The organism is Photorhabdus hindustanensis (assembly GCF_002968995.1).
Lineage (GTDB): Bacteria > Pseudomonadota > Gammaproteobacteria > Enterobacterales > Enterobacteriaceae > Photorhabdus > Photorhabdus akhurstii.
Genome location: NZ_PUWT01000007.1, coordinates 28,833 through 54,634, shown reverse-complemented (window position 1 = coordinate 54,634; position 25,802 = coordinate 28,833). Strand labels below are relative to the sequence as shown.

19 protein-coding genes and 1 other annotated feature are annotated in these 25,802 nt (G+C 40.0%); of the genes, 9 read left to right on the top strand and 10 right to left on the bottom strand.

Translation table 11 applies throughout. The annotated features are described in order from the left end of the window. Positions 1-44: 44 nt before the first annotated feature. The 3 genes from C6H66_RS03155 to C6H66_RS03145 form a co-directional block, all read right to left on the bottom strand. A complete protein-coding gene (locus C6H66_RS03155) occupies positions 45-4,139 on the bottom strand; it encodes a Tc toxin subunit A-related protein (protein ID WP_105394788.1) in 4,095 nt (1,364 codons plus the stop codon). Then, entirely contained in the window at positions 4,132-7,683 is a 3,552-nt protein-coding gene (locus C6H66_RS03150) for a Tc toxin subunit A (protein ID WP_105394787.1), read from the bottom strand. Before C6H66_RS03150 ends, C6H66_RS03155 begins: the two co-directional genes overlap by 8 nt. A gap of 97 nt (positions 7,684-7,780) precedes the next feature. Further along, positions 7,781-9,415 (bottom strand): glycoside hydrolase family 18 protein, encoded by a 1,635-nt coding sequence (locus C6H66_RS03145; protein ID WP_105394786.1) that lies wholly within the window; start codon positions 9,413-9,415, stop codon positions 7,781-7,783. A 671-nt stretch (positions 9,416-10,086) separates the two neighbouring features. Next, positions 10,087-10,187: a sequence feature (Trp leader region), on the top strand. Positions 10,188-10,215: 28 nt separating this feature from the next. On the opposite strand from C6H66_RS03145, the gene C6H66_RS03140 reads away from it, so the two are divergent. Genes C6H66_RS03140 through trpA form a run of 6 tightly spaced genes read left to right on the top strand, consistent with a single transcriptional unit; the run spans position 10,216 to position 16,808 of the window. Continuing rightward, complete coding sequence (locus C6H66_RS03140; protein ID WP_105394785.1) at positions 10,216-11,796, top strand: anthranilate synthase component 1; 1,581 nt, start codon at positions 10,216-10,218, stop codon at positions 11,794-11,796. Continuing rightward, positions 11,796-12,374, top strand: coding sequence for a glutamine amidotransferase-related protein (locus C6H66_RS03135; RefSeq protein WP_040148654.1), 579 nt, complete (start codon positions 11,796-11,798; stop codon positions 12,372-12,374). Before C6H66_RS03140 ends, C6H66_RS03135 begins: the two co-directional genes overlap by 1 nt. Positions 12,375-12,387: 13 nt before the next feature. Next, entirely contained in the window at positions 12,388-13,386 is a 999-nt protein-coding gene (gene trpD / locus C6H66_RS03130; RefSeq protein WP_046397257.1) for an anthranilate phosphoribosyltransferase, read from the top strand. 2 nt (positions 13,387-13,388) lie between these two features. Beyond that, positions 13,389-14,753 carry a bifunctional indole-3-glycerol-phosphate synthase TrpC/phosphoribosylanthranilate isomerase TrpF gene (gene trpCF, locus C6H66_RS03125; RefSeq protein WP_105394784.1) on the top strand — a complete coding sequence of 455 codons (1,365 nt, stop codon included), beginning with the start codon at positions 13,389-13,391 and terminating at the stop codon, positions 14,751-14,753. 58 nt (positions 14,754-14,811) lie between these two features. After that, positions 14,812-16,002, top strand: a complete 1,191-nt coding sequence (gene trpB / locus C6H66_RS03120) for a tryptophan synthase subunit beta (RefSeq protein ID WP_046397255.1) — start codon at positions 14,812-14,814, stop codon at positions 16,000-16,002. Next, positions 16,002-16,808: a tryptophan synthase subunit alpha gene (gene trpA, locus C6H66_RS03115; protein ID WP_105394783.1), complete on the top strand. Its 807-nt coding sequence runs from the start codon at positions 16,002-16,004 to the stop codon at positions 16,806-16,808. The genes trpB and trpA overlap by 1 nt, the downstream gene beginning before the upstream one ends. Before the next feature lie 36 nt (positions 16,809-16,844). Here the strand turns inward: trpA and ompW are convergent, their stop codons facing one another. Further along, the gene (ompW, locus tag C6H66_RS03110; protein ID WP_036805710.1) at positions 16,845-17,486 is read right to left on the bottom strand and encodes an outer membrane protein OmpW; all 642 of its coding nucleotides are present in this window, start codon (positions 17,484-17,486) and stop codon (positions 16,845-16,847) included. Between the two features lie 440 nt (positions 17,487-17,926). Here ompW and C6H66_RS03105 point away from each other — a divergent pair, with 440 nt between their 5' ends. Continuing rightward, positions 17,927-18,697, top strand: coding sequence for a YciC family protein (locus tag C6H66_RS03105; RefSeq protein ID WP_105394782.1), 771 nt, complete (start codon positions 17,927-17,929; stop codon positions 18,695-18,697). Between the two features lie 160 nt (positions 18,698-18,857). Here C6H66_RS03105 and C6H66_RS03100 read toward each other — a convergent pair whose 3' ends face one another. The 4 genes from C6H66_RS03100 to C6H66_RS03085 form a co-directional block, all read right to left on the bottom strand. Beyond that, a complete protein-coding gene (locus tag C6H66_RS03100) occupies positions 18,858-19,400 on the bottom strand; it encodes an Ail/Lom family outer membrane beta-barrel protein (RefSeq protein WP_105394781.1) in 543 nt (180 codons plus the stop codon). 618 nt (positions 19,401-20,018) lie between these two features. Continuing rightward, complete coding sequence (locus C6H66_RS03095; RefSeq protein WP_105394780.1) at positions 20,019-20,576, bottom strand: Ail/Lom family outer membrane beta-barrel protein; 558 nt, start codon at positions 20,574-20,576, stop codon at positions 20,019-20,021. Positions 20,577-20,975: 399 nt separating this feature from the next. Continuing rightward, the gene (locus C6H66_RS03090) at positions 20,976-21,377 is read right to left on the bottom strand and encodes an HVO_A0114 family putative DNA-binding protein (RefSeq protein ID WP_046397249.1); all 402 of its coding nucleotides are present in this window, start codon (positions 21,375-21,377) and stop codon (positions 20,976-20,978) included. A 178-nt stretch (positions 21,378-21,555) separates the two neighbouring features. Next, on the bottom strand, positions 21,556-23,286 hold the full coding sequence (locus C6H66_RS03085; protein ID WP_105394779.1) for a SulP family inorganic anion transporter: 1,731 nt from the start codon (positions 23,284-23,286) through the stop codon (positions 21,556-21,558). 213 nt (positions 23,287-23,499) lie between these two features. Between C6H66_RS03085 and C6H66_RS03080 the strand changes: the two genes are divergently transcribed. Together C6H66_RS03080 and yciA are read left to right on the top strand one after the other, a co-directional pair. Beyond that, positions 23,500-24,036, top strand: coding sequence for a septation protein A (locus tag C6H66_RS03080; RefSeq protein WP_046397247.1), 537 nt, complete (start codon positions 23,500-23,502; stop codon positions 24,034-24,036). Positions 24,037-24,113: 77 nt separating this feature from the next. Beyond that, positions 24,114-24,545 (top strand): acyl-CoA thioester hydrolase YciA, encoded by a 432-nt coding sequence (gene yciA / locus C6H66_RS03075; RefSeq protein ID WP_036805693.1) that lies wholly within the window; start codon positions 24,114-24,116, stop codon positions 24,543-24,545. Between the two features lie 67 nt (positions 24,546-24,612). Here the strand turns inward: yciA and tonB are convergent, their stop codons facing one another. Beyond that, positions 24,613-25,293 carry a TonB system transport protein TonB gene (gene tonB, locus C6H66_RS03070; protein WP_052105680.1) on the bottom strand — a complete coding sequence of 227 codons (681 nt, stop codon included), beginning with the start codon at positions 25,291-25,293 and terminating at the stop codon, positions 24,613-24,615. Between the two features lie 102 nt (positions 25,294-25,395). Continuing rightward, a complete protein-coding gene (locus C6H66_RS03065) occupies positions 25,396-25,578 on the bottom strand; it encodes a YciY family protein (RefSeq protein WP_036777128.1) in 183 nt (60 codons plus the stop codon). Between the last annotated feature and the right edge of the window lie 224 nt (positions 25,579-25,802).

The window sequence follows — 25,802 nt, the reverse complement described above, 5'->3', positions numbered from 1 at the left end:
AATTTTAAATTCAGATGACTGATTCATTTAATTCTTAATTCCCGTCATACCAAATCTGGGTATTCCTTTTTCAATAATGCTTTAACAGCCGAGCCAAATGATGCAGACCCTTCTTGCGCGGTATATCGAATATGAAGAATTACATCCGTCAAACTTTCTAAATCCTGCGATGTATTGGTAAATTGGAAATTCCAACTCGAGCCTACCCCCACTCCCTCAAAGGGTAAGAAACGTTCATCATCGAAATTAAGTGTGAACATTCCGCTGTCATTAATCCCTGTAGATAAAGCGATTTGTTGATTGGGCTGGATGCTGCGGGCCGTATAAGGCGTTTCCGCACGAGTTCCCTCTTTCAACATTTTTTCAACGGTTTTAAGATCCGCTTTGGTCGTATAACTGCTCACACCTGACAAACTTAATTTGGCACAGATATCTTCATAAGGACCAATTAACATAGGCAGCGTCACTGAAACAGATTTAATCCGCCGATTAAATAAACCAGTATAATCTGGAACAAAATGTTTGGTTTCATCCAAATTAAACGTAATTTGGTTATGCGATTTCAAGGCTTTAAGTTTTGTATCCCACTCCTCACTCAATAAAGATTTAAGCGAAATCGTTTTGATAATTTCCAATTGACGTGAATTTTGCTCAACATAAGTACGTTCCATACGTTGCAACGCCAATTTTAGATTTTCACCGACCAACAGCCCTTGATAGAGATCATTCCAGCTCGCACCATCAATAAAATTCTGCTCGCCTAGCCCAAGCTCATATTGTAAAGAGGATTGTGCGGATAAACACAATGAAGAAACAGCATCATAAGCCTGCAAATAGAGGCTTGAGATCTGGCTAATCATCCAGGTATATAAACTTTCATTAGTAAAACGGCTGGAGAAATAAGCCAACAGTGCCTGAGATTGTTGTTGCTGCGCTTCAACCTGCGCCAAACGCTTACGTGCGGCACCGACCTGCAACTGCTGAATATTAATTTGCTGATCAATAGACTTTACTTCCCATTCAGCTTGTTTATATTGCAGTTCCCACTCCTGCCGACGGCGGCGATAAGATTCAGAAACACTGAGGCTATCGGCTTTAGTACTATCGGACTGATGTTTCAACGTTGCTATTTCAGCAACCGCATTTAAAGCAGCCCCCCAATGAGATCCCCCAACGGCCAATCCATAAATATTGGGAACTAAATCTAGTGCCGCCGCAGCCGTTCTTGATACTTGTGAAGCTAACAGAGCAGAAGACGCCTGAGCCTGTAATTCAATAACCTGCTGTTCCGTTGACGAAATATTTTCATCATAAAGACTTTTATAATGTTCGTACCGATCCTGAGCAGATTGTTTGCTCACCTGCAACGCATCAAGACTGGCCTGATTAATATTGATATCTTGTTGCTGGAGGTCAACCGCAAAACGGTAGAGATCATTATTCTGAACCATCTGGAATGATTCAAAACTCAAATTATCTTTCCGTTCCAACAAGCTTAACAATGTGCTACCAAATTGTATCAACGTATCGACACCCGATTTCGCCCGCGCCAACATCGGTTCAAAACGATAATTGGGTACTCTGAAATTCATTCTGCTGGCATTTCTGGCGGCAACCACTCGCTGATAACGCTGATTCATTAATCCACGAGGAGAAATTTTCGAATCATAAAGATCCATAGAAATTTCTTTACCATCCAGCGTTAAATTATGCCGTAAATTGTAAATCCGGTTTTCTATTCTATCCCACAGGGCCGTTAACTCTTCATTAATCGGTTTCATGAATAGATCATTATCCAGCGCACGAATAGTTCTATCATGAACCACCGGGGCATAAGGCAAGGGATAACTTATCATCTCCAATGCTCGTACCGCGCTATTCTTCTTATATGATGCATCCTCAAGGGTTATTGGCTGCCAGGAACTGGCTAATTGGAGATCAGGACGCGCACCTAATAATGAACTTGCCGTTGCATAGCTCAGACGAGCCACCGTTCTGGCCGTTGGCTGTAGCTTGCGATATTCCATATCACCCTGATCGATAATATTCTTAACGTAGAAGTTAAAAATCGCTTTACGATAATGAATAGGTTCACTGGCAGAAATTGCATCAGGATCAGCCGGTTCTACCAGACTACGTAACCTCTTTGGCTCGTCAATTATCGGGCGACTATTCCAATAACGTGGCTTATCTTGTTCCAGCGCCGGTTCGTCATTACTTTCAAAAGGATTAAAAATAAACTTAGTCCAACGACTGGCTTCCTCATAACGCTGTTCCACATTAAACCGCCAGGCCACCATAAATGGCATATGGAAGAATAATTCCCAAAAATAAATACCATTTGCCCCTTTAAGGTCGATAGGTTTTGAAACATTACCGGTAATCGGCTCTTCATGAATATTTTGCGTTTCCCAACTGAGAACTTTATCCAGTTTTTGACTCGCCTTACTAATTAACTCTTTTGCAAACAGGGTATTTAAACGAATCGCCTTGTCAGAATACCAACTTTCTAATGGTTCCTCTGGTTGCTCTTCTTTTGGAAATTGCAAATATTGAGTTTGTTTAGTCTGTTTAATTTGAACCTTATCGCGAAGTAATTTACCCACACTAAGTTTAGTCTTAATTTTACCTGCAACATCTCCCGTTTCCGACGGCAAACTAAAACCCGTAACAACCGTTACATCATTTCTATCACAACGGTTCAATGTGACACTCAGCTTTGGATCATAATCTTCTGGAGTCAGTATCTTATAATTCAGCCAACAGCGTTCACCCTTGCTATCTTCCAACCAAATACAATAAAGGATATTTTTGCTTCTGCTAAAATCATATTTATACGTTGAAGTGGACGTAAGATACATATTCAATGTCCCGTCAACATAAGTCGCATCCAGCTTAAAATCGTCTATTTTACCCAGTTGTCCTTCAAATGTTGGTGGTTCGGCTATCGGCCATTTCATATTATTATTAACGGGATAAAGCACCAATTGCTTATATTCATCCGGCCCACCATTCGAGGGTTCCCGAAAATAGAACCAGACTAAAGCCGCGCCATATGCGTCCAGATCGGATAGCGTTGAAGTGGATTTAGGTAAATCCGTTGCTGCCATTAATAGATTGTCACAAACATAGGTGAAAACTTCATCATAATCATAAGGCCCGGTCTTCTCATCTGTACCTTTCAAGCGCACAAATGCCACCAAAGCCAAGCGTTCAACATCTCCGGTACGATCGAGAACCGCAATTAACTCTTTCATAGAATGATCAAGTAAATCTTCACGAACAGTAGTGCCGGTACTCCAGGTACCATCAAACGCTAAATGAGCTAGATTAAGTTTGGTACGATATTTAATACTATTATCTTTATCTTGTTTTTCTTCAGAAACTTCAAACCAACTAATATATAATCGGTTATTCAGGATAATTGGACGAATAATACCGTTATATGCATTTTCTAAAGGAACATTAATCAGCTTCCACTCACTCCAGGCGGTAGGATAGAGTTCATCAGTCTGATTATTACGCTGTTTGGCATCTAAAGTTCGCCAAAAATAACGGTAAGGTTGAGTTCGTGTTTTAGCAATGAAATAGATCTTATCATCGGCAATATCAACACCATCTTCGTAGCCGGCAATCACCTCTAAATTACTGACCTCTTCGAAGTTATTCAAATATCCCAATATCGCTTTCTGAGCAACATCATCGGTGAGCTTACCTTGATTAAGCGCACTTTCAAGTTGAAAGAAGAATTCCGTTTTGGTTAAACGTAATGTGGGATCAACATAGACTTCCGGATAAATAGCCAGTTGCTGATTTGCCGCCCAATAACCATAACGATTAGCAAACTCCTGCCAATTATCCGCATCTTCCTGAGTCATCGATAAACCTGACTCTAAGTTCAAAACAATACGGTTAATATATTGTTGTACAGATTGAGTAACATGTGCGACACGGGCTGTTTTTACTTTAGAAGAAACCTGAGTATCTAATAATAGAAAATCATATAAATCATCCACATTTTGAATTCTTTCACGCAAGGATTGAAAAGCGCTATCATGCGGCACAATCTGACCAAGATAATAATCAACTAACGCATCACGCAAATTTTCCTGTAATTTTGCTTCAATTAAATTAGACATTCTCATCATCTCCTTGCGCTTTTAATGCAGCCATTACCGCTTCCCCGATACTTTGGAAAGCTTCAAAATCTGAATTAACATCAAGTGCGCCAGCACCTAATAAAGGCTCAACGGACAAATTAGTTTTCACAGAAAATTGTTGCAATCGTCGTATCCAATCTATTTGGGATAAGGTCATTGCACGTTCTTTATCTAATCCTCCTTTCTTACAAGCAAGAGAAATTTCATCAGGGTCCCAATCTAAAATCTCAGCCAGTAATTGCGCACATTTATAATTGTCATCATCCTCTTCTCTTGTCTTCGGTGAAGTTTCACTGTTAGCAAAAGTAAAATATTCTTGAATTTTATCCTCATTCTGTTTCGCATTTTCCAGTAAATCCTGATAGCGATTCAGCAGGAAAATTTCATCTAATGATAATGATATTTCCGTTGTTTCATCCACGTTTAAACCCAACCATTTAGGATTCGTCAGACGCAATAACAACAGATTATTACTTATGCTCAATGCATTAATTAATTGAGTATAAACTAACAGACTATAGGTCAGGTCCAGAAACTCTTTCTTAATATCTTCAACTTTTTCTGGCGTATTATCTAATACCAGTTTCAGTACTGAATAGACACCACTTCCTAACCAGCGCAGTTGTAGTGGAACAATATCCCTTGATACTCCATATTCTCCCGCAATAGCGCTAGATAATAGACTTTCTTGCGCGGTTTTAGCTTGCAATATGATCTGCACAACAATATTAATTTGATTATTATCTGGATTTATCTTCTTCTCATTTAAAATATCTTCAATCTTTTTCCGCAAAGATTCTTCATCTGTTTTTCCCCATACTAATGGGATATCTTTGATTAAACCGTTATTCTTATCAAAAACACCATTTTCATCTGATAGAATAGTCCACCAATCAATATCATTGATTTCTTGCCGATTAAAATCAGACTGTTGTAAACGCACATTATCAGTCAAACCATCGGAAATTCCCTTATAAAAGGTTAACATGCCACTTGTTGGCACCACGGGAAGCTGAGTTTTACCTAATAATAAGGAAAGTTTGATTGGTGTCAGCTTTGTTTTAGCCAACCAAGCAGTCAAAACCTCCATTTGAGCAATAACACTGAGAATGTCATCTTTCTGCTCATCTTTTTCTTTAAAGACCGGAATATTCGCCAAATATCCCTCTTCACCTGTCAAAATACCGGCTAGAATTAATCCATCCTCCGCAGAAAAACCAAATAATCGCGGAATAGTTACCAAGCAATAAAGTCTGGACACGACATCAAGATTACGCACCAATTTGCCAGAAGAGAGCTTCAATGCCTTCTCAACGATAGGTGCAATCACTTGAAACGTGGATAAAGAAATAGCTAACCCTGCACACAATTGTTTAACTGTTTTCGCGCCCTCTCCTTGATTTTCTGCATAGCTAAATTCTTTCCCATCCAGTATTAAAGGTTGGTCAAAAAGTTTAGACTGATTAAACAGTTGATCAAAAAATGGAATATTATTGCTGATAGCAAATGGCGTAATTTGATATATCCATCCAGCAAATGCTTCCGGTAATACTTTATATTGTATTGATAAATGACGGAATAAACCTAATGCTCTTAATGTATTATTGGAAATAGTCAGATCGGTATTATTGGGTTCAGCTTTTATTGCTGAAATTATTAATAAATCAAGCTGATGATAAGGTAGCTCTAACCAACGCTGTAAACGAATAAAACGATTCATTCGATCATAACGAAAATCAGAAACTGCATCTATTTCTCGTCCAGAGTCCGTTCTCACAATGCTTAATGCATCTAATTGCCCGGCATTTATATAAACACCGCCATAGTGATAAGGTGCAGGAAAGTGTTCTGACGTTTGTCCACTATCGAAAATAGGGTTAGAAAATAGCACATTTGGCGAAACTAAAGGCCGGAAATCACCACTACTAAACAAATGTTCGAGATCTGTCACTTTCGATCCTGTTTGTTGACCAAAAGATAGAATCTCTTTTAATTTCACACTGTCATCCGCGGAAAGACCATAATTATCTTGGAAGAATTGTTCAGCTTCCGGCAATAATTCTGCTTGCGCAGTACCTTGTTTCGCAATCGCGAAGCGGTAAGTCATGGTCAGGAAGTTAATACCTTCAATATTTACAGCGGTATTATTTGTGCTTTCTTTGGGTACCGCAGCATAAACTGTCATTGCACCAAAGAAAGGACCATTATCTAAATTACCAATTTCACTATTATCGCCTTCTACATAGGTTAACTTTAATTGCCGACTAAATGGAGATGAATTATTAAATGGTTCCATCCTCGCTTTTACACGATTATAGGTCAGAATATTTTCACCACGAAGTTTAACTTTGATCGTCTCTTTCGCTTTATTTTCGCAAGTAATAATAATCTCGTCATAAGCTTTATCCACATTATTACTTAACAATGTCGGACCAGTAACATTACCATCAGCAAGAATAATATAAGCATGTTTTGAAATATCACGTTCAGGCAAGATTTCGGTTGTGCTGGTGCTGAAATAACTCTTAATAAGTTGTTCACGTGATAAAAAATTTTGCGCAAATGGGCTTTTCTCTGTCAGTAAAGTCATTTGCTCCTTACTCAATTGAGTATAAGCGAGCAAAGCCTGATCACGCTTTTCAGTTAAGATATGCCAGGGAAATTGCTGATCCACTTGCTGAATAATCGTGCCTAATTCTGTCCCTTCTTCGGCCAAGCCTTTATTTATCTGTTGGGAAGGTAAACTATAAGGTAGTGTAAATGGAAAACGAGTCTCTCCCAAAACCTGATTAACCGGTTTATCCGCATGGCCCGTCTGATCAATATATTCCCTGGCACTTTTCGACAAAACATCATTCACAATAGAGATTGCTGTAATCTCTTTATAAAGATTATCACTATTAAGTAATAAATCAGGAATATCAGCACGCCTTTGCTCCAATCCCACAGCACTATTGGAACCATCCAACTCTATTTGTTGTACAAATTTATAAAGATCAAGCAGGTAATTTACCGGACTATCAAGGGCCTCAATAGCATCTGGCTGACAGAAATCATCCCAAGGTTCAGGAAATAAGTTGCTATAATCAGGCAACTTTTCTTCCTCATCAGTATTGTCACTAATATAAGTAGAATATCTTGCCTGATAACTCGCTTTTGTTAATGATGCGCCATCGTAATCTCTCAATTGTCTTTGCCGATAACTTTGTACCAATTGATTAGCCGCACTCACTGCTTTATCAAAAATTACCTCGGCATGACCTGATAAAGATTCGTTATGGCGTTTAATAAAGCGCTGTTTTGATACTTCAATAATATCAAAAATTGAGTGATATCCCAGACGTTGAAGTGTATTGAGTAGCGTGACAGTAGAATTGTCTTCCTTCTGTTCTGAGTTCGCCAACATATAACGTGTCGGCAATATTGGCGATGCTGATGACTTTATCTCTGCCACCGCAGATAATAATGGCGATACTTTTGTTATATCCTGTTTTTCACGAGAAATGCTTTTATATTTATCCATTGTATTATTCCCAACCTAATTAATCGGAAACACCTGAATAGCACAGTTATAGAGACTATAACCACTTTAAATAGTGAGATTTTTTTAACGCATAAATTCAATTTAATTTACATGCTTCACACTGTTTCTCTTTCGGTTTATCGTAAGAAGGAAGATCACCTTCAAAATAGAACGGGTCCATTTTGATAACTTCTTTAATTGCTTTACGACCCAATCCTTCATGAGCAGCATTTGTTAACAAACCATTATCCTGATCACCGGTCCAAATAAATAAACCACCAAGCCCTTTTTCTTTAACATAACGGCCTTTTTCTCTGACTGAACGAGGCGTATCTAATGACATAAATACTTTGAGATCTTTATTGTAAATATAATCGGCCTTCGCCACTGGATCATGGAAAACCGTATAGCCATTACGACCTATTTGATTTTCATAATCAACATAATTATAGATAATATCTGTCCATTCAATTACGCTGTATTCGAAACCTCCTACTGTGGATGTTCCGTCAGTATATTTTCCAACTAGTTGCTCATTATCCTTACTCTCTAACTCCGCAGTTCTGGCATTACGAGTATAACCAGAATAACCGATATAGATAAATTTCTTATTAATACCTAAAGAGATAAGATAGTTAACTGCATCATCGACTGAATATTTAGAATACTGGTCATCCTTATTGCGATGAAGATTGGTATGATGAGAAAGTTTTCCGTCACCCAATGTAAAAAAATCATAAGTCATTAAGTTGATTTCATTGACACCGGCGGCGATCAATTGTGGAATATTCGCTGCTTTTATTTTTTCTATATCGGCGGGAGCAGCAATACTAATTCCTTTTAAATTACTGATATTTGCATTTTTTAAATCCTTAATAAGCTCAGCAAAATACTTATAATCATCTTCATCAAATTGATTATTTTCCCCCGCAGAACCAGGATATTCCCAGTCAAGATCAATGTGGGTTAGCATGGGGAATCTGGTGTATAAATCTTTGACCCCTTCAACAAACCGTTGGCGCAGTTTCTCATCACGACAAACTTTATAAAAAGCACCACTCATTGACCAACCGCCAACACTGACAGAAATTTCCAGATCTGGATTTTCCTCCTTGAGTAAACGTAAACCTCCTAATACCCCCTGGGCTTTATCCTGCTGATATAAGTCTACAGGATTGCCTGCCCACTGAGTAAAACCACAATTAAGGTAGGCTGCAACATCTGCCCAAGGATCAATTGGAATCGGTTTGCCTTCGTGATTCTCTAAAATATCTTGTTCAGCATCCCCCATTTGCCATCCATCTTTACCCGCCGCAGCAATGATGGTTGCTCTCTTATCCCCGGCATCTCCAATAATACCTGCAAAACTAAAGATGATTCTCTTAAACGGTTTTCCTTTTTCTTTATCGCCCTTAAAGCGCATTAAATCAGCACTTCTGCCACCATACTTTTTAAAATCATCTTCCGTTGCTGTGTCAACCAAACGCGCATCATAGATTGACCAATCAGATAAATAGCAGAAAACGCCAAAATCATCTTTCTCCTCGTAAATATTAAAAACCGTTTTAGCAAGTCTTGTCGGTGTATATGATAATACGCCATCAGTTGTTTTAGGATCAAAACCATTTAACCGATAAGTTTTTTGCGCCGCGCCCTCTTCTGAATCCTTAACTTTATGTGGATCAGTTTCATACACCAATTGGCTATCTGCTTTTGGTTTATTTTCACTCATATCTCACTCCACTAGCGATACAATTGTTTAAACATCAGAGAGTTAAATCATGGCAACCCATGCCAGAATTAAGTAGAGTCTTATAAGTATTCAGAGTTAGAAACCATTCACCAAGAATACCTATAACGTATTGAATACAAAGAATTACATAGCTTTAACTTATAAAGATTTAAATTCTAAATAACACGATATGTTAGAGCCCTGAATATTACTTCTTACAGTAATATTAGCTAAACCTCTTTTTTTCATATACAGATATAAAAATTAACAGTCTCTTTTTTCCTTCGGCCTATTGACTCAAATAAAATCCAGCCAATTCTGCGTGTTAGTCAAAATCTGTTATCGTTAATATTCTTTTTTAATAAAACATGATTTATATATTTAACATTACTAAATATATATTATGACTATATTATAAAATGATAATATGCATTATTTGTGACAGTGAAGTAATAGTTTTATTAAAATTAATAATCCTATAATTATTTTATTTCTAACTATTTTTTGTTACACCGTAACGAATGTGCGTACCAATTAACCTTTGCAAAAAATACTTGACACATAAATTACGATCCAGTTTACTAGTACAAGAGTGAGAAAGATATTGTCTTGTATACCATCTATTTATTAATACTAAAGAGGCACTGAAAATGGCTGCATGTATGACGTCTATCCGTTGGTGGCATAACTTCCCAGTAAGGGCGGTATGGTCACGCACATAAATCAACAGTGCCAAATTACCAAAACCCGCCTAAACAGCGGGTTTTTTTATATGCGTAACTTATTAACAGGACGAGAAAATGACGGATAAACAACCAAAAATCACAGTAATCGAGCAGGAAACAGCTTATCAACCCGATCCTACTCTGCTATTCAACCAACTCTGCGGTGAACGACCAGCAACTTTATTGCTGGAATCTGCGGAAATTAACAGCAAAAAAAATTTAAAAAGTCTGCTGATTATCGATAGTGCCTTACGTATCAGTGCCAACGGCAATCAGGTTACTTTTGACGCGTTGACCGAAAATGGCCGAAATCTATTACCCATTTTGGCCAACAAATTGGCCAGCAATGTCCAATCTGAAATGACACATGATGCTCTTCAAGTTACCTTCCCGCCAATTAATCACAATATAGATGAAGATAATCGCCTGAAAGAGGTATCCGTATTTGATGCACTGCGTGCCCTGCTTTCTCTGGCGGAAGAGCCATCACCATACAATTCATTTCCATACAATACAGACGCAATATTTGTCGGCGGTCTTTTTTCCTATGATCTGGTGGCCGGATTTGAGCCATTACCAACCGTAAAAACCGTTCAACGCTGCCCTGACTTCTGTTTTTATCTCGCAGAAACGTTATTAGTGATCGACCATCAGAATAAAAATGCACGTTTGCAAATCTCCCTTTTCAGTGATTCTCAAGCAGAAGAGCAACGCCTTAAGCAACGATTAAAAATATTAGCAGCACTTATTACCGAACCCATTGAGCCGGTAAAACAGATCCCTCTGCCAGCCATGAAAGTTTCATACAATCGGGATGATAAAGCCTATGCAGAAATGGTGGCACAGTTGCAGCAATACATTCGTCAGGGAGATATTTTTCAAGTGGTGCCATCAAGACGCTTCTTTCTGCCCTGCCCGGCACCGCTTCATGCTTATCAAAAGCTTAAGCACCGCAATCCAAGTCCCTATATGTTCTTCATGCAGGACAAAGATTTCTGTCTGTTTGGCGCTTCTCCTGAAAGCGCGCTTAAATATGATGCATCCAATCGCCAGATTGAAATTTACCCTATCGCCGGCACTCGCCCCCGTGGGCGCAATGCGGCCGGCGAGCTGGATGCCGATCTGGACAGCCGGACCGAACTGGAGATGCGAACAGATCATAAAGAACTAGCCGAACACCTGATGCTGGTCGACTTGGCCCGTAATGACCTGGCTCGCATTTGTGAACCGGGCAGCCGCTATGTCGCTGATCTGACAAAAGTTGATCGCTACTCCTTTGTTATGCATCTGGTTTCCCGCTTAGTGGGAACATTACGCCATGATTTGGATATCTTTCATGCTTATCAAGCTTGTATGAATATGGGCACCCTTACTGGCGCACCGAAAGTACGCGCAATGCAGCTTATCGCTCACTATGAAAATGAACGCCGGGGCAGCTATGGTGGTGCTGTCGGTTATTTCACCGGCAAAGGAGATATGGATAATTGCATCGTTATTCGCTCTGCCTACGTGGAAGATGGCATAGCGACTGTTCAGGTTGGCGCAGGTATCGTGCTGGATTCCGAACCTTTAGCAGAATCCGAAGAGACTCGTAACAAAGCAAAAGCAGTCATTCGCGCAATTATTGAAGCTCATCAGGCAGAGGAGATTTTCTAATGGCAAATATTCTGCTACTCGACAACGTGGATTCATTCACCTATAACCTCGTCGATCAATTACGTAATCATGGTCATCAGGTGGTTATCTATCGCAATACCGTTGCAACTGAAATGATTATGCAGCAATTAAGCATGCTCTCTTCTCCGTTATTAATGCTTTCACCGGGACCAGGTAAACCGTCTGATGCCGGTTGTATGCCTCAATTACTCCAACAAATCATCGGCAAAATTCCAGTGATCGGCATCTGCCTTGGGCATCAGGCCATTATTGAAGCCTATGGTGGAGAAATTTCTGCTGCTGATGAAATCCTACATGGCAAAGCTTCTCTGGCAGAACACGATAATCAGGCTATGTTCGCTAATCTGACAAATCCTCTACCGGTTGCCCGTTATCACTCTCTCGCGGGTAATAAAATTCCATCCGAACTGACTATTTCTGCCCGTTGTGGTGATACTGTTATGGCGGTTCGCCATAACGAACATAAGGTTTGTGGATTTCAATTCCACCCAGAATCAATTCTCACAACTCAGGGCGCTAAATTACTTGAACAAACTCTGGTCTGGGCACTAAATTAAAGGGGAGATGAAAATGCAGGCTATTTTCAACAAATTGTTTAATGCGCAGACACTGACGCAACAAGAAAGCCAGCAACTATTTGCAGCCATTATTCAAGGAGAATTAAGTGAATCACAACTCGCTGCTGTACTTATCAGCATGAAATTACGCGGTGAACAACCTCAGGAGATCGCCGGCGCAGCCCAAGCATTACTGGCAAATGCCCTGCCATTTCCACGGCCGGATTACACTTTCTGCGATATCGTCGGAACAGGCGGTGATGGCGCGAACAGCATCAATATTTCAACCGCCAGTGCCTTCGTCGCCGCGACTTGTCAGATTAAAGTCGCCAAACATGGTAATCGCAGTGTTTCCAGTCGATCAGGTTCTTCTGATTTGTTGGCAGCGTTTGGTATCGCTCTTGATGTCAGCGCGGAATGTGCCCGTAGCGCATTAGATGAAATCGGCATCTGTTTCCTATTTGCACCTCAATATCATCTTGGATTCCGTCATGCGATGCCGGTACGTCAACAACTGAAAACCCGGACGCTATTCAATATATTAGGTCCTCTGATTAACCCGGCTCGTCCACCACTGGCTTTAATTGGCGTCTACAGCCCTGAGCTAGTTGAACCTATTGCCCGCACTTTACAGGTTCTCGGCTATCAACGGGCGGCGGTTGTTCACAGCGGCGGCATGGATGAAGTCGCACTACATGCGCCAACGAAAGTTGCAGAACTTAATGATGGAGAAATTATCCATTATCAATTAAATGCTGAAGATTTTGGTTTACAACATCATCCAATATCCGCATTAAAAGGAGGTTCACCAGAGGATAATCGTGAAATGCTCAGTTTATTGTTACAAGGGCGAGGCAAGAAAGCGCATGCTGATGCCGTTGCGGCTAACGTTGCCCTGTTAATGAAAATTCATGGACAGGAAAATTTACGTCATAACACCCAACAAGCTCTCGAAGCCATTCACAGTGGCCGAGCTTATGAACGAGTCATAGCACTTGCAACAAGGAGTTAATCATGCAAGCCACCATTTTACAGAAAATTGTTAATGATAAAGCCGAATATCTTATTGATCGCAAACAACAGCAACCATTGGAAGGTTTTATTGATGCCGTTGTTGCCAGCAATCGTCATTTTTATCAGGCGTTAAGTAGTGAACAGACGGTTTTTATTCTGGAATGTAAAAAGGCATCTCCTTCTAAAGGCATTATTCGTCAGGATTTTGATCCCATTCAAATAGCGAAAATTTATCAGCCTTATGCTGCCACCATCTCTGTATTAACTGATGAAAAATATTTTCAGGGTAGCTATGAATTTCTTCGCTTAGTCAGTGATACTGTTCACCAGCCGGTATTGTGCAAAGATTTTATTATCGATCCTTATCAAATTTATCTTGCCCGTTATTATCAAGCCGATGCAATTTTACTGATGCTTTCTATCCTTGATGATCAGCAATATATTGCGCTGTCTGAACTTGCGCATAGCCTGAATATGGGCGTACTGACGGAAGTCAGTTCAGAGGAAGAGCGAGCCAGAGCAGTGGTGCTAAAAGCTAAAGTGATAGGTATCAATAACCGTGATCTGAGAGATCTTTCTATCGATTTAAACCGTACCAAGCAACTTGCGCCACAGTTACCAAAAGAAACAATTGTTATCAGCGAATCTGGCATCCACCAGCATCAACAAATTCGTGATCTTAGTCATTATGCTAATGGCTTTCTCATTGGCAGTGCTTTAATGGCCCAATCCAATCTGGACTTAGCATTACGTCAATTGATTTTGGGTGAAAATAAAGTCTGTGGGTTAACGCGTCCACAAGATGCTAAAGCAGCATTACAGGCAGGTGCTGTTTATGGTGGTTTGATATTTGCTGAACATTCACCACGTAATATTAATATTCAACAAGCCCAACAAATTATCAATGCAGCAAATCTCAAATATGTAGGGGTATTTCAAAATCAATCATCTGCATTCATCAGTCATACCGCCCGTACCCTTTCTCTGGCTGCGGTGCAATTACATGGCGCAGAAGGCGAAGTTTATATTACGGAACTGCGAAAAACACTGCCTGAAAATTGTCAAATCTGGAAGGCAATTGATATGTCGAAAGAGGCATTTCACGTCCAAGCCGAAAATGTTGACCGTTATTTACTTGATAACGGCAAAGGTGGAACCGGCCAAAGTTTCGATTGGCAATTACTTGAAAAGCAATTACTCGCCAATGTCATGCTAGCCGGTGGGTTAAATGAAGAAAATTGCCAACAAGCAGCAAAATATGGCTGTTGCGGACTTGATTTTAATTCTGGCGTCGAAAGCGCCCCCGGTATTAAAAGCAGTCATAAATTAAATAAAGTGTTTCAGCTTCTACGCTGTTACCAATAAGCAACAATTTCCCAGTTAATTACAATCTTCCGATTAATTACAATGGACAAATAGAATAATGAGTAAGCTTAACCCCTATTTTGGTGATTTCGGTGGACAATTTGTACCACAGATCCTTATTCCAGCCCTTGAACAATTAGAAGCCGCATTTATTGCCGCTCAACAAGATCCCGAATTCCAGCAAGAATTTCAAGATCTACTGAAAAATTATGCCGGCAGGCCAACGGCATTAACGTTATGCCGTAATCTGACAAAAGGCACCAAAACTCGTCTTTATCTGAAACGTGAAGATCTATTACACGGCGGCGCTCATAAAACCAATCAGGTACTTGGTCAGGCATTATTGGCGAAACGCATGGGCAAAAACGAAATTATTGCGGAAACCGGCGCTGGTCAACATGGTGTGGCAACCGCCCTCACTTGCGCACTTTTAAATATGAAATGCCGCATTTATATGGGTGCTAAAGATGTGGAGCGCCAATCCCCTAATGTTTTCCGCATGCGCCTGATGGGAGCCGAAGTCATTCCGGTCCACAGCGGCTCTGCTACCTTAAAAGATGCCTGCAATGAAGCATTACGTGATTGGTCTGGCAGCTACGATAAAGCCCACTATTTATTAGGGACTGCCGCTGGACCCCATCCCTATCCAACGATGGTTCGAGAGTTCCAGCGTATGATCGGCGAAGAAGCCAAATCCCAAATTCTGGCAAAAGAGGGACGCCTACCCGATGCCGTGTTGGCCTGTGTCGGTGGAGGCTCCAATGCCATTGGCATGTTTGCCGAATTTATTCCTGAAACATCAGTTCGCCTCATCGGTATTGAACCTGCCGGGCTAGGTATTGAAACCGGTAAACATGGCGCTCCACTGAAACATGGCAAATTGGGGATCTATTTTGGTATGAAATCGCCAATGATGCAGACAGATGAAGGCCAGATTGAAGAATCTTATTCTATTTCCGCCGGTCTGGATTTCCCTTCCGTCGGCCCTCAACATGCCTATCTGAACAGTATTGGGCGGGCTGACTATGTTTCTATCACCGATGATGAAGCATTAGAAGCGTTCAAAACGCTTTCCCGTGAAGAAGGTATTATTCCAGCCCTCGAATCCTCTCATGCGCTGGCTTATGCTTTAAAAATGATCCATCAAGCGCCTGATAAAGAGCAACTACTGATCGTTAATCTATCCGGTCGCGGTGATAAAGACATATTTACTGTCCATGATATTTTAAAATCCAGAGGGGAAATCTAATGGAACGTTACGAGCAGCTATTTAAACAACTGGAAAGTCGTAAACAAGGTGCTTTTGTCCCCTTTGTCACACTAGGCGATCCAAACCCGGAATTATCACTGGAAATTATTGATACTCTGATTGCAAGTGGCGCTGACGCTCTTGAGTTAAGTATTCCTTTTTCTGATCCACTGGCTGACGGCCCAACCATTCAGAACGCTAATCTTAGAGCCTTCTCCTCAAATGTAACCCCCACACTCTGTTTTGAGCTATTAACAAAAATTCGGGCAAAATATCCTGATATTCCTATTGGTTTATTAATGTATGCCAACCTAGTTTTTCATCATGGCATAGACGAGTTCTACCGCCGTTGCAAAGATGCAGAGGTCGATTCAGTATTAGTTGCAGATGTTCCCATATCAGAATCACGACCATTCCGTACCGCAGCGATGAAACATGGTATCGCTCCTATTTTTATCTGCCCTCCCAACGCGGAAGATGAACTATTACGTGAAATTGCTTCTTATGGACGAGGATATACCTACCTATTATCAAGAGCAGGAGTGACCGGTATAGAAAGACGAGGTGAAAAACCGTTAAATCATTTAGTCAATAAACTACGGGAATATCATGCTGCGCCACCGTTACAGGGATTTGGGATTTCAGAACCTAAGCAGGTAAAAGAAACATTAGCAAGCGGCGCAGCGGGAGCCATTTCAGGATCTGCCGTTGTTAAAATTATCGAAGAAAATCTTCTCCAGCCAAAAATAATGCTGGAAAAACTGGCTGAATTTGTATCAAAAATGAAGTCTGCCACTCAACTTTAATACAAAAAATGGGGCAAAATCTGCCCCATTTTTATATTAAAAGTGATAACCAACCCCAAACATAAATACCCACGGATCAAGCCGGGTATCAATTTTATATTGCTGGTCACCTGCTTTAAATTTCACATCCGTTTCAATGTTTACCCACCACACAGAGGCGTTCAACATCCAATTCTGATCTAACTCATAATCCAGACCAACCTGCCCCGCAACACCCCAGGAATCCTTCAAATCCAGACTATGTAAGTTATTATCTTTAACAGCCGAATTGCCGTTGAATTTTTCGTTAAAGAAAGTGGTGTAGTTAAGACCAACACCAACATAAGGACGGAAACTACTTTCTTTAGAACCGAAATAGTATTGCGCCATTAATGTCGGCGGGAGATGTTTTACTTTAGCAATATCACCAACACCCGGTAAACTTACCCGATGCTGGAAGGGTGTCCCTGCCAGTAATTCAAAACCAATATTATCGGTAATCATATAACTGAAGGTTAAACCCATCTGGGTATTATTATCCGCACTCAAAGAACCCACCCCTAATACATTGTCAGACCCCGTATTAGGTCTTACCGTCGCAGTACCTGTGCGGAAAATAAAATCACCCGCTTCATGAGCAAAAGCGAATGATGGTGCTAAAGTTGCCGCTGCTAATACAAATGCAGAAATTTTTTTCATTATTCATCCCATTACTGTGATTTAAAGTCAATTAAAATATACTCATATATTAGAATTTATGATCCAAGACAGATCACATCTTTCAAAGAATTTCAGTAAAACCGCATATTTATGATATTATTATTTCAATTAGGGATTATTTTAAATTGATCAAGATCAAAATTTATTTATTATTAATCAGTTATAAATCTTTTATTTATATATTCATTCCGACGTTTTATCTTTCCTTACCATTATATTTCAATTATGTTTTAATAAGGTTAATTTTATGTTTATTTTTATCTTAAGAATATAAAGTGAAGAACTTTTTTTCTACTATCAACAATCACAGTTAACCATTAATTTATCCGTATCATCTCGTTTCTACTATCCACATTTCCCCATAACAAGGTACAATCACCCCTTATGCATTGTTGTTTAACCTGATAGGAGCTGTCTTCATGCCAATCACGGCGAATACCCTGTACCGTGACAGTTTTAACTTTTTCAAAAATCAACTGTTAAGTACCCTGACTTTGGCCGTTCTGGCGGCTCTGGTTACCACCTTATTGGGGCACCTGTTTATTCCTGACAGCGAACAGATGAAGTTGCTGACAGAAGCAGAATTTACGTTTGCCACTTCAGGCAAGGCCGGTATTCAGGAGCTGGTGTCTCAAATGACCCCAGAGCAACAGTCAATGATCATGCGAGCGGGAATCGGGACCATTTTCTCAAGTATGATTGGCAGCGTGCTACTGGTCGGCGGCGTACTGACGCTGGTCGCGGCAGTTTCAGCGGGAAACCGTATTTCTTCATTACAGGCAATTGGTTTATCAGCAAGCCAATTACCGAAACTGTTCCTATTACTGCTTATCTGCACCCTGTTAATTCAACTGGGCTTGATGCTTATGCTAGTACCAGGCATTATTTTGTCTATCGCCCTGGCTTTATCACCCGTTATTATGACTGCTGAACGTCGCGGCGTTTTTGCTTCTATGAAAATAAGCTGGAAACTGGCATTTGCTAATATTCGCCTGCTGGTTCCGGCAATTCTTTTATGGCTGACCGCAAGGCTCTTGCTGGTATTTATTATTGACCGCCTAACATTCATTCACAGTGAGATGGCAGGGATTATTCTTGGTGTGTTCAATAACCTCATTTCAGCTATTTTGCTGATTTATCTGTTCCGGTTGTATATGTTGATTGCCTCTCCACAACCAAAATCAATATAAAGCAACTATTCAAACAAAACCCCATAGTGATAAAACTATGGGGATAAACAGAACAAGCTGTTATATCTGGATTGAACTAAAACGCAAAAAAATTCCCTGTTTTTCAACAGGGAATTCTATAGAAAAGGGAACTAATTAAATATTAATTAGAGAATTTCGGTTAGAACCGATAACCAACACCAACTACCCAAGTGCCTATTTTAATATCATTCAGTTTTGAATATTCATAGGATGTGTCAATAGTCCAATTTGGCATAGGGTTAAACTGTAATCCTAGGCCATAAGCCACTGATGTCTTATTGTATTTAAAGTCAGAGTTAGAGTTAGAACCTTCACTCTTTACCTTTCCATGTGCAGCACCAATCAGACCGTATGCACTGACATATTCATTAAAACGATATGTAGGACCCGCCATTAGAGAATAATAATCCATATCAGCTTTAACAGAAGGCATCGGTTCGATCCCCTTGTGTGTATATGTGAATGAACTAATAACCCCAAAATTATTATCCAATTCGTAGCGATATTTCAAGTTAAAGCCTTTTAGGTTTTCATCAAGATCAAGCTTTTTATCATTAACTTTATCAGCTTTCACATGACCCTGAGCATAACCACCCGAAATCGTGTGTTCACCGGCATTTGCCGCAAATGCAAATACAGATAAACTCGCTGCCACCACTGACGCTACCAATGTTCTTTTCATTGAAAATCCCTAATGTTATATAAAAATATAGAAAAGATTAATTACGGACCGCAATTATTTATCAGCAACCAATAGAAAACAACTCAATACTGTTTGTTGTTAAGTTTCCGTTTAACAAGATCAAGTAATAACGGTTTCCCACTTTGAGCAGAAGAATTTCTCCATTTTAATCGGATGTTTTTTGTACTTATTAGAATTTCATCATTTCACTATTGAGATAAAAGCAAAAAAATTCCCTGTTTTACAACAGGGAATTTTGTCTAGAATAATAGTGATAACTAATAAAGGAATAATCTTCAGATTATATGGCTAAACATGGACTAACAATTTCAACTAAATAGATATATGGAGACTAAACCAATACAAATCTATAAATAAGATTTTCTGACAAAAAGTAGTCACAAACATATATCCGGTTTTAATAATCCCTGATGAAAATCCGTACTCCCTGTCCTCATTATTTCGATAGCCTTGATGGATAAACTATCTGCCAAACTAAGCTAACAGGGAGTCGGTTCTAACATTACTTTATTATCTTCAGTCACTTAATGAGATTGCACAGAGCGCAAAAGTTGGACTGAATTCCCTTTAAAGGAACGACTACATTGGAAATACTATTTAGAATCGATAACCCGCACCAATTACCCAAGTGCCTACTTTGTAGTTACCTACTTTTGAATATTCATAAGACGCGTCAATAACCCAATTTGGCATAGGGTTAAACTGCAATCCTAAACCGTAAGCAGCAGATGTCTTACTTTCTTTATAGTCAAAGTCATAGTCATAGACAACACCCAACGCAGAAGTTTCACCCTTTACCTTCCCATGTGCAGCACCAACCAGACCGTATACACTCACATATTCATTAAAACGGTATGTAGGGCCAACCATCAAAGAATAATAATCTAAATCAGCCGTACCCACTTTGCCGCCATAATCGTAGAAATCATAGCCCTGATGTGTCAGCGTGAATGAACTAATAACACCCCAATTATTATCCAGCTCGTAGCGATATTTCACGTTAAAGCCTTTTGGGTTTTCATCAAGCTTTTCACCATCAACTTTCACATGACTCTGAGCATAGCCACCCGAAACCGTGTGTTCACCGGCATTTGCTGCAAATGTGAATACAGATAAACCAACTGCCACTGCTGAGGCTATCAATGCCTTTTTCATTGGAACGTCCTAAATAGTTATTGTACAAGTAATAATGATTTGCTTTGTTAAAATATACTTATCGAAAAACAAAATGTAATGTGGTATTAAATACTTAATGCTTCAATCATATTGTTTTTTAAAAAGAAATTTTAAAATAAGGCAGGTATTCAGAATCTGACATCTCAGATAATAGAAGAATAACGCTCAATAATCATACGTTCAGGAATTAATAACTATTTTTTCCAATTATAATTATCAAATGTGATTATTTTATTTCTCGTATTCACTCGCGGTTTTCAATAACGCTATTACAGTTGAATTATTATTCAATCAGACCCCACAGTGATAAAACTATGAGGCTGAAAGTTATAGACAAATTTACGTTGTGTTAATTTACATAGTATTAAATTTTCGATTTCAAGCTGCTATATTTTTAGCCCCACAAGATGACATAACCCTTTCATTAATTTCTTGCTCAATTTTTATTTCAAAATCAGTAAACAGTGCCTTTGGTTTTACACTTTTATTACTTTTTTCAAGCGTGACAAAACCATGTCGGCTAAGCGTCTTTAATGTGACTGACAAGTTGCTTGGTTTCCTTCCTGACAGATTAGCCAGCTCTGCGATTGTCTCTGGTTTGTGCTCATCGATAAGACGCAGAAGCGCAATATTGTCACTGCTAAGTACTTGAGCAAGCGCAATCATGGAAGTAAACCAGATTTTAGGCTCATCAGGTTGAACAACATATTCACCTTTAATAATAGCCAATGTGCGCTTGCGTATAAGCTCTTCATTCATCACGCCAATGAGTGCTTTCATCGTATTACCCTCTTTTTTCGCGTTCAGCGATAATTTCATCAATGACTCTCTGACCATGCAACCCAAGTAAGACGTCCAAACCTGAATCAAATTGCATGACTAAAACCTCCTTGTTTATTATGATCTAATCATATTCTTTTATTCAACGAACTTCAAGTGAACAACCAACTGTAAATTATTATCTTTTAATGTAATTCGAGTACCATTCAGGCTTACTTTGGATCATTCGTACCGCAAAATAGAGATCGGGCACCACAATCAGATCGTCATCACTACTTTGCAGTCTATTTTGTTTTATCCAACGGGTAAGTTCTGTCCGGCGTCCGGCGAGCACCAATGTGACATCTCTTACTTTCAATTCATTAATCAACTCATCAATGGCGGCAAATACACTGACATCATCATGGGTAAAACTCACAGCCGCATCGACAACCAGCCAACCCGGATGTTTTTGAGTTTTGTTAAGTTTTTGAATCCTGTCAACATGCTGCAACACCCGCTTTTTAAAATAGCTGACATTGAAATAAGTCAATGGTGAATTAAATCGATACATCATTACGCCATCTATTGGTTTAATATCATTGCCATGATTAATTGAATGAATCATTCCTTGGTCATTCACCCCTAAGAGCTGATCTGTCGGGCGGAATATAGTTCGCAAAAACTGTAATAAACCAAGCAAAACGGCGAAACCAACACCGTTAATCAAGCCAACCACCAGCACGGCAATTAATGTAAATAGTGATAAAGTAAATGCCTGATGATTTCTTTTCCTCAGTGACCAGATCCGCCGTAAGTCCAACAGTGACGATGCCGAATAAATCAACACCACACCAAGCGATGACAACGGGATATAAGCCAGGAAACTTGTCATAAATAACAAAATCAGCAGAATAATGGTCGCTGCGATAACCGAGACCAATTGCGTTTTCCCACCAATCGCATCATTAACCGCAGTACGACTGCTGGCAGCACTGACAGCAAATCCTTGTGATAAAGCAGAAGCGATATTCGCAATGCCTAAAGCTCTAAGTTCACAATCTGCATCAATCTGATAACCATTTTTACTGGCAAAGCTACGGGCCGTCATCATAAAACTGACAAAACTGATAACAGCAAGGTTCAACGATGGGATAACTAGCTCACGCATAATGCCTGGCTGGAAATCGGGCACTGGTACAACTGGTAATCCCCCACCGCTGACACTACCAACAATCTGGATGCCATATTTTTCCAGACCAAATTGCCAGCTTAAATAAGTCGCTAATACCATTGCCAACAAAGGCCCCGGCCAAGTCGGACGCAAGAAACGCACAGCGAGCAAAATCAACACCGTAGCAACAGACATTGCTAGCGTCGGTAAATGCGTACCCATCAGTTTGGCAGGTAATGCGATCACCCGTTCAATCAATCCCGCCGGAACGCCAGCAAAACCAAACACTTTAGCTAGCTGATCCACAATGATTGTCAATGCAACACCGTTCATTAATCCTTTCAGGATCGGTTTGGAAAGAAAATCAGCAAACGCGCCTAATCGGAAGTGACTGGCGAGAACACACCATATCCCGGTCATTAAGGTCATTACGATTGTCAGCTGCCAGCGTACATCTTCATTATCAAAAACCAATGGCGCGACAGCCGCTGCAATAACGGCACACGTTGCTGCATCTGGTCCGACAATCAACTGTCTTGAGGTACCAAATAATGCATAAGCGAACATAGGTAAAATGCATGCATAAAGGCCGATAATTGCACTTATTCCCATCAATTCAGCGTAAGCAATCGCAACCGGCAGCGCAACTGCGGCGACAGAAAGCCCGGCTCTTAAATCATGACTAAACCATTCCTTGCGATAATGAGAAAAATTGCCCAACCCTGGCATCCAACGCTGTAGTTTTTTCCACTGCATCTGGTTTATGCCCTCTTATTTTTCAACGGGTTTTAGCTATAATGCTGCGTTATATGCTCACTGACAACCGGAAGTTAATTACGCCGCTCTTTATGATAGAATTCTGCGAAACCGATCGATAAAAATCTTTTTTATTGAGAGATATACCCTATAGATTTCAAAATGACTAAAATCGGATGATAATCAGATGCCGGAATTACGATAGGTTCAAATATGAAACAACTTTTAGACTTTCTACCTTTAGTCGTCTTTTTTGTCGTATACAAAATGTATGACATTTTTTACGCTTCTGGAGCGCTGATCGCCGCCACCGGTTTAGCTGTCGCTATTACTTATTTCATTTACCGGAAAGTAGAGAAATCTTCCCTGATCACTTTTATCATGGTGGCTGTCTTCGGTACTCTGACTTTAGCTTTCCACAGTGATCTATTTATCAAATGGAAAGTTACAGTCATCTATGCATTATTCTCATTAGCCTTGTTAGGCAGCCAATGGTTTATGAAAAAACCACTGATTCAGAAAATGCTAGGAAAAGAGTTAGTTTTACCTGATCTTGTCTGGAACAAACTCAATATGGCGTGGGCGCTGTTTTTTATCGCCTGTGCGCTGGCTAATATTTATGTCGCATTTTGGTTACCACAAGATGTCTGGGTTAATTTTAAAGTATTTGGTCTGACTGCCCTGACTCTGGTTTTCACCGTGCTCAGTGTAGTATATATTTACCGTCACCTGCCACGCGAACAGAAGTAACCCCATTCCAATGGATACCTGCCTGCCATCGTCAGTAGGCAGGTATTATTTTTTCATCAAATAAAGTAAAGTTTTCAATGACACAACAACAATTACCTAACGGAGAGTTAGTCCTCCGCACACTGGCTATGCCCGCTGATACCAACGCCAATGGAGATATTTTTGGTGGATGGTTAATGTCACAAATGGATATTGGTGGTGCAATTCTGGCAAAAGAAATTGCGGAAGGCCGTGTTGTCACTGTCAGAGTAGATGGTATTACTTTCCTGAAACCTGTCGCCGTTGGTGATGTCGTCTGCTGCTATGCACACTGTCTCAAAACCGGTAACAGTTCGATTACCATCAACATCGAAGTCTGGGTGAAGAAAGTCGCCTCTGCACCTGTCGGTCAACGCTATCGTGCAACCGAAGCGGTATTCACTTATGTTGCGGTTAATGAAGATAATGCCTCCCGTCGATTGCCAGAAGGCAAAACCCACTTTCAACTCGCTAGCAGCACTAACGAATAAGGCTAATTATTAATGGAAAAAGGAGCGTGTTAATAATGCTCCTTTTTTATTTCCATTTCCCCGACAATCAGGATTGAGATATACCCGTAATTTTGAATTCAACGGTTGTGATATAACCAACCGCAGGTATTTTTTCAAAGCGCCATTTTCTCATCGCTTTTTTCACCTCCCTTTCAAAAATATTGGGTGGATTAGCGCCAATGACTTCTATATTTCTTACCCGTCCATCTTCATCAATATCATATTTGACTTTCACATAGCCTTCGGTACCCAATGCTGAAGCCCTGGATGGGTAGACAGGTAACGCTTTACTTAATGCCCTTGGCCCATTCTGCGGTTTAACCACCGGTTTATTCTGATTATTATCAGTACGGTTAGCCAGCGCATTCTGATTAAACTGCGGTTTTTCCGGTTGTTCAGCTCTCTTTTCAACGGGTTCAGATTGCTTTTTAACAACCTTCTTCTTCACTTCTGGTTTCGGTTTCTTCACCTCTGGTTTTGGAATTACCGGCTCCGGAACAGGTTCCGGTTCCTCCGGCTCTGATTCAGGCTCAGGCGCTGCCGGCTCCGAAACAGGAGCTTCTTCAGCCGCTAACTGAATCATAGCGACAGACATAAGTGCAACATCAGACTGTTTTTCCGGCATTGCAGAACAAAAAAGGGCGGCAGCAATAGAAATGTGCAAACAAACTGATAACAATATTGGCCAACGTATCCAGCGCATAAGGGAATTCTTGATTAGCAGCATAATAGTCAATCCTCGAATGACTGCTAGTTTAAATGCAAATAGCAATCATATTCAATAAAGATTGTAGGTGAGCGTGAATATAAGGCCAAAAATATTATTTTTTCAATGTATCCATTCGCCATGCTGAACAAACAATAAAGCTCGACGCTGTTTATAACCATTTAATTTACGTAGTGAATAAATGCGTAAATTACGTCTTGATTGCCCTTCCAGCCAACGGCGCCGACGGTTAGAATTCTGGCGTAACATCCGCCACCGCCCTACTTCATTCCGACTACGTTTCATAAAGTCATACCTATAAAAATATCACGCTCATTATAAGCCTTTAAAAAAGATATCCAAGGCGTATCTGGATAGTACTTTTTATATCAATAATGCGAAATGACCAATATCAAGTATGATGCTTGCAGTATATTTGCCGATTTTTTGGTAAATTCATCGGGTTAATTAGATCGTTTATATCCCGATCTTGAGGAAACTGTGTCAAACGCCACCAAAGATGTCTGAAC

Coding starts and splice junctions, on each gene's coding strand:
- C6H66_RS03155 (WP_105394788.1), bottom strand. CDS start 4,139: ATGTCTAATTTAATTGAAGCAAAATTACAGGAAAATTTGCGTGATGCG.
- C6H66_RS03150 (WP_105394787.1), bottom strand. CDS start 7,683: ATGGATAAATATAAAAGCATTTCTCGTGAAAAACAGGATATAACAAAA.
- C6H66_RS03145 (WP_105394786.1), bottom strand. CDS start 9,415: ATGAGTGAAAATAAACCAAAAGCAGATAGCCAATTGGTGTATGAAACT.
- C6H66_RS03140 (WP_105394785.1), top strand. CDS start 10,216: ATGACGGATAAACAACCAAAAATCACAGTAATCGAGCAGGAAACAGCT.
- C6H66_RS03135 (WP_040148654.1), top strand. CDS start 11,796: ATGGCAAATATTCTGCTACTCGACAACGTGGATTCATTCACCTATAAC.
- trpD (WP_046397257.1), top strand. CDS start 12,388: ATGCAGGCTATTTTCAACAAATTGTTTAATGCGCAGACACTGACGCAA.
- trpCF (WP_105394784.1), top strand. CDS start 13,389: ATGCAAGCCACCATTTTACAGAAAATTGTTAATGATAAAGCCGAATAT.
- trpB (WP_046397255.1), top strand. CDS start 14,812: ATGAGTAAGCTTAACCCCTATTTTGGTGATTTCGGTGGACAATTTGTA.
- trpA (WP_105394783.1), top strand. CDS start 16,002: ATGGAACGTTACGAGCAGCTATTTAAACAACTGGAAAGTCGTAAACAA.
- ompW (WP_036805710.1), bottom strand. CDS start 17,486: ATGAAAAAAATTTCTGCATTTGTATTAGCAGCGGCAACTTTAGCACCA.
- C6H66_RS03105 (WP_105394782.1), top strand. CDS start 17,927: ATGCCAATCACGGCGAATACCCTGTACCGTGACAGTTTTAACTTTTTC.
- C6H66_RS03100 (WP_105394781.1), bottom strand. CDS start 19,400: ATGAAAAGAACATTGGTAGCGTCAGTGGTGGCAGCGAGTTTATCTGTA.
- C6H66_RS03095 (WP_105394780.1), bottom strand. CDS start 20,576: ATGAAAAAGGCATTGATAGCCTCAGCAGTGGCAGTTGGTTTATCTGTA.
- C6H66_RS03090 (WP_046397249.1), bottom strand. CDS start 21,377: ATGAAAGCACTCATTGGCGTGATGAATGAAGAGCTTATACGCAAGCGC.
- C6H66_RS03085 (WP_105394779.1), bottom strand. CDS start 23,286: ATGCAGTGGAAAAAACTACAGCGTTGGATGCCAGGGTTGGGCAATTTT.
- C6H66_RS03080 (WP_046397247.1), top strand. CDS start 23,500: ATGAAACAACTTTTAGACTTTCTACCTTTAGTCGTCTTTTTTGTCGTA.
- yciA (WP_036805693.1), top strand. CDS start 24,114: ATGACACAACAACAATTACCTAACGGAGAGTTAGTCCTCCGCACACTG.
- tonB (WP_052105680.1), bottom strand. CDS start 25,293: ATGCTGCTAATCAAGAATTCCCTTATGCGCTGGATACGTTGGCCAATA.
- C6H66_RS03065 (WP_036777128.1), bottom strand. CDS start 25,578: ATGAAACGTAGTCGGAATGAAGTAGGGCGGTGGCGGATGTTACGCCAG.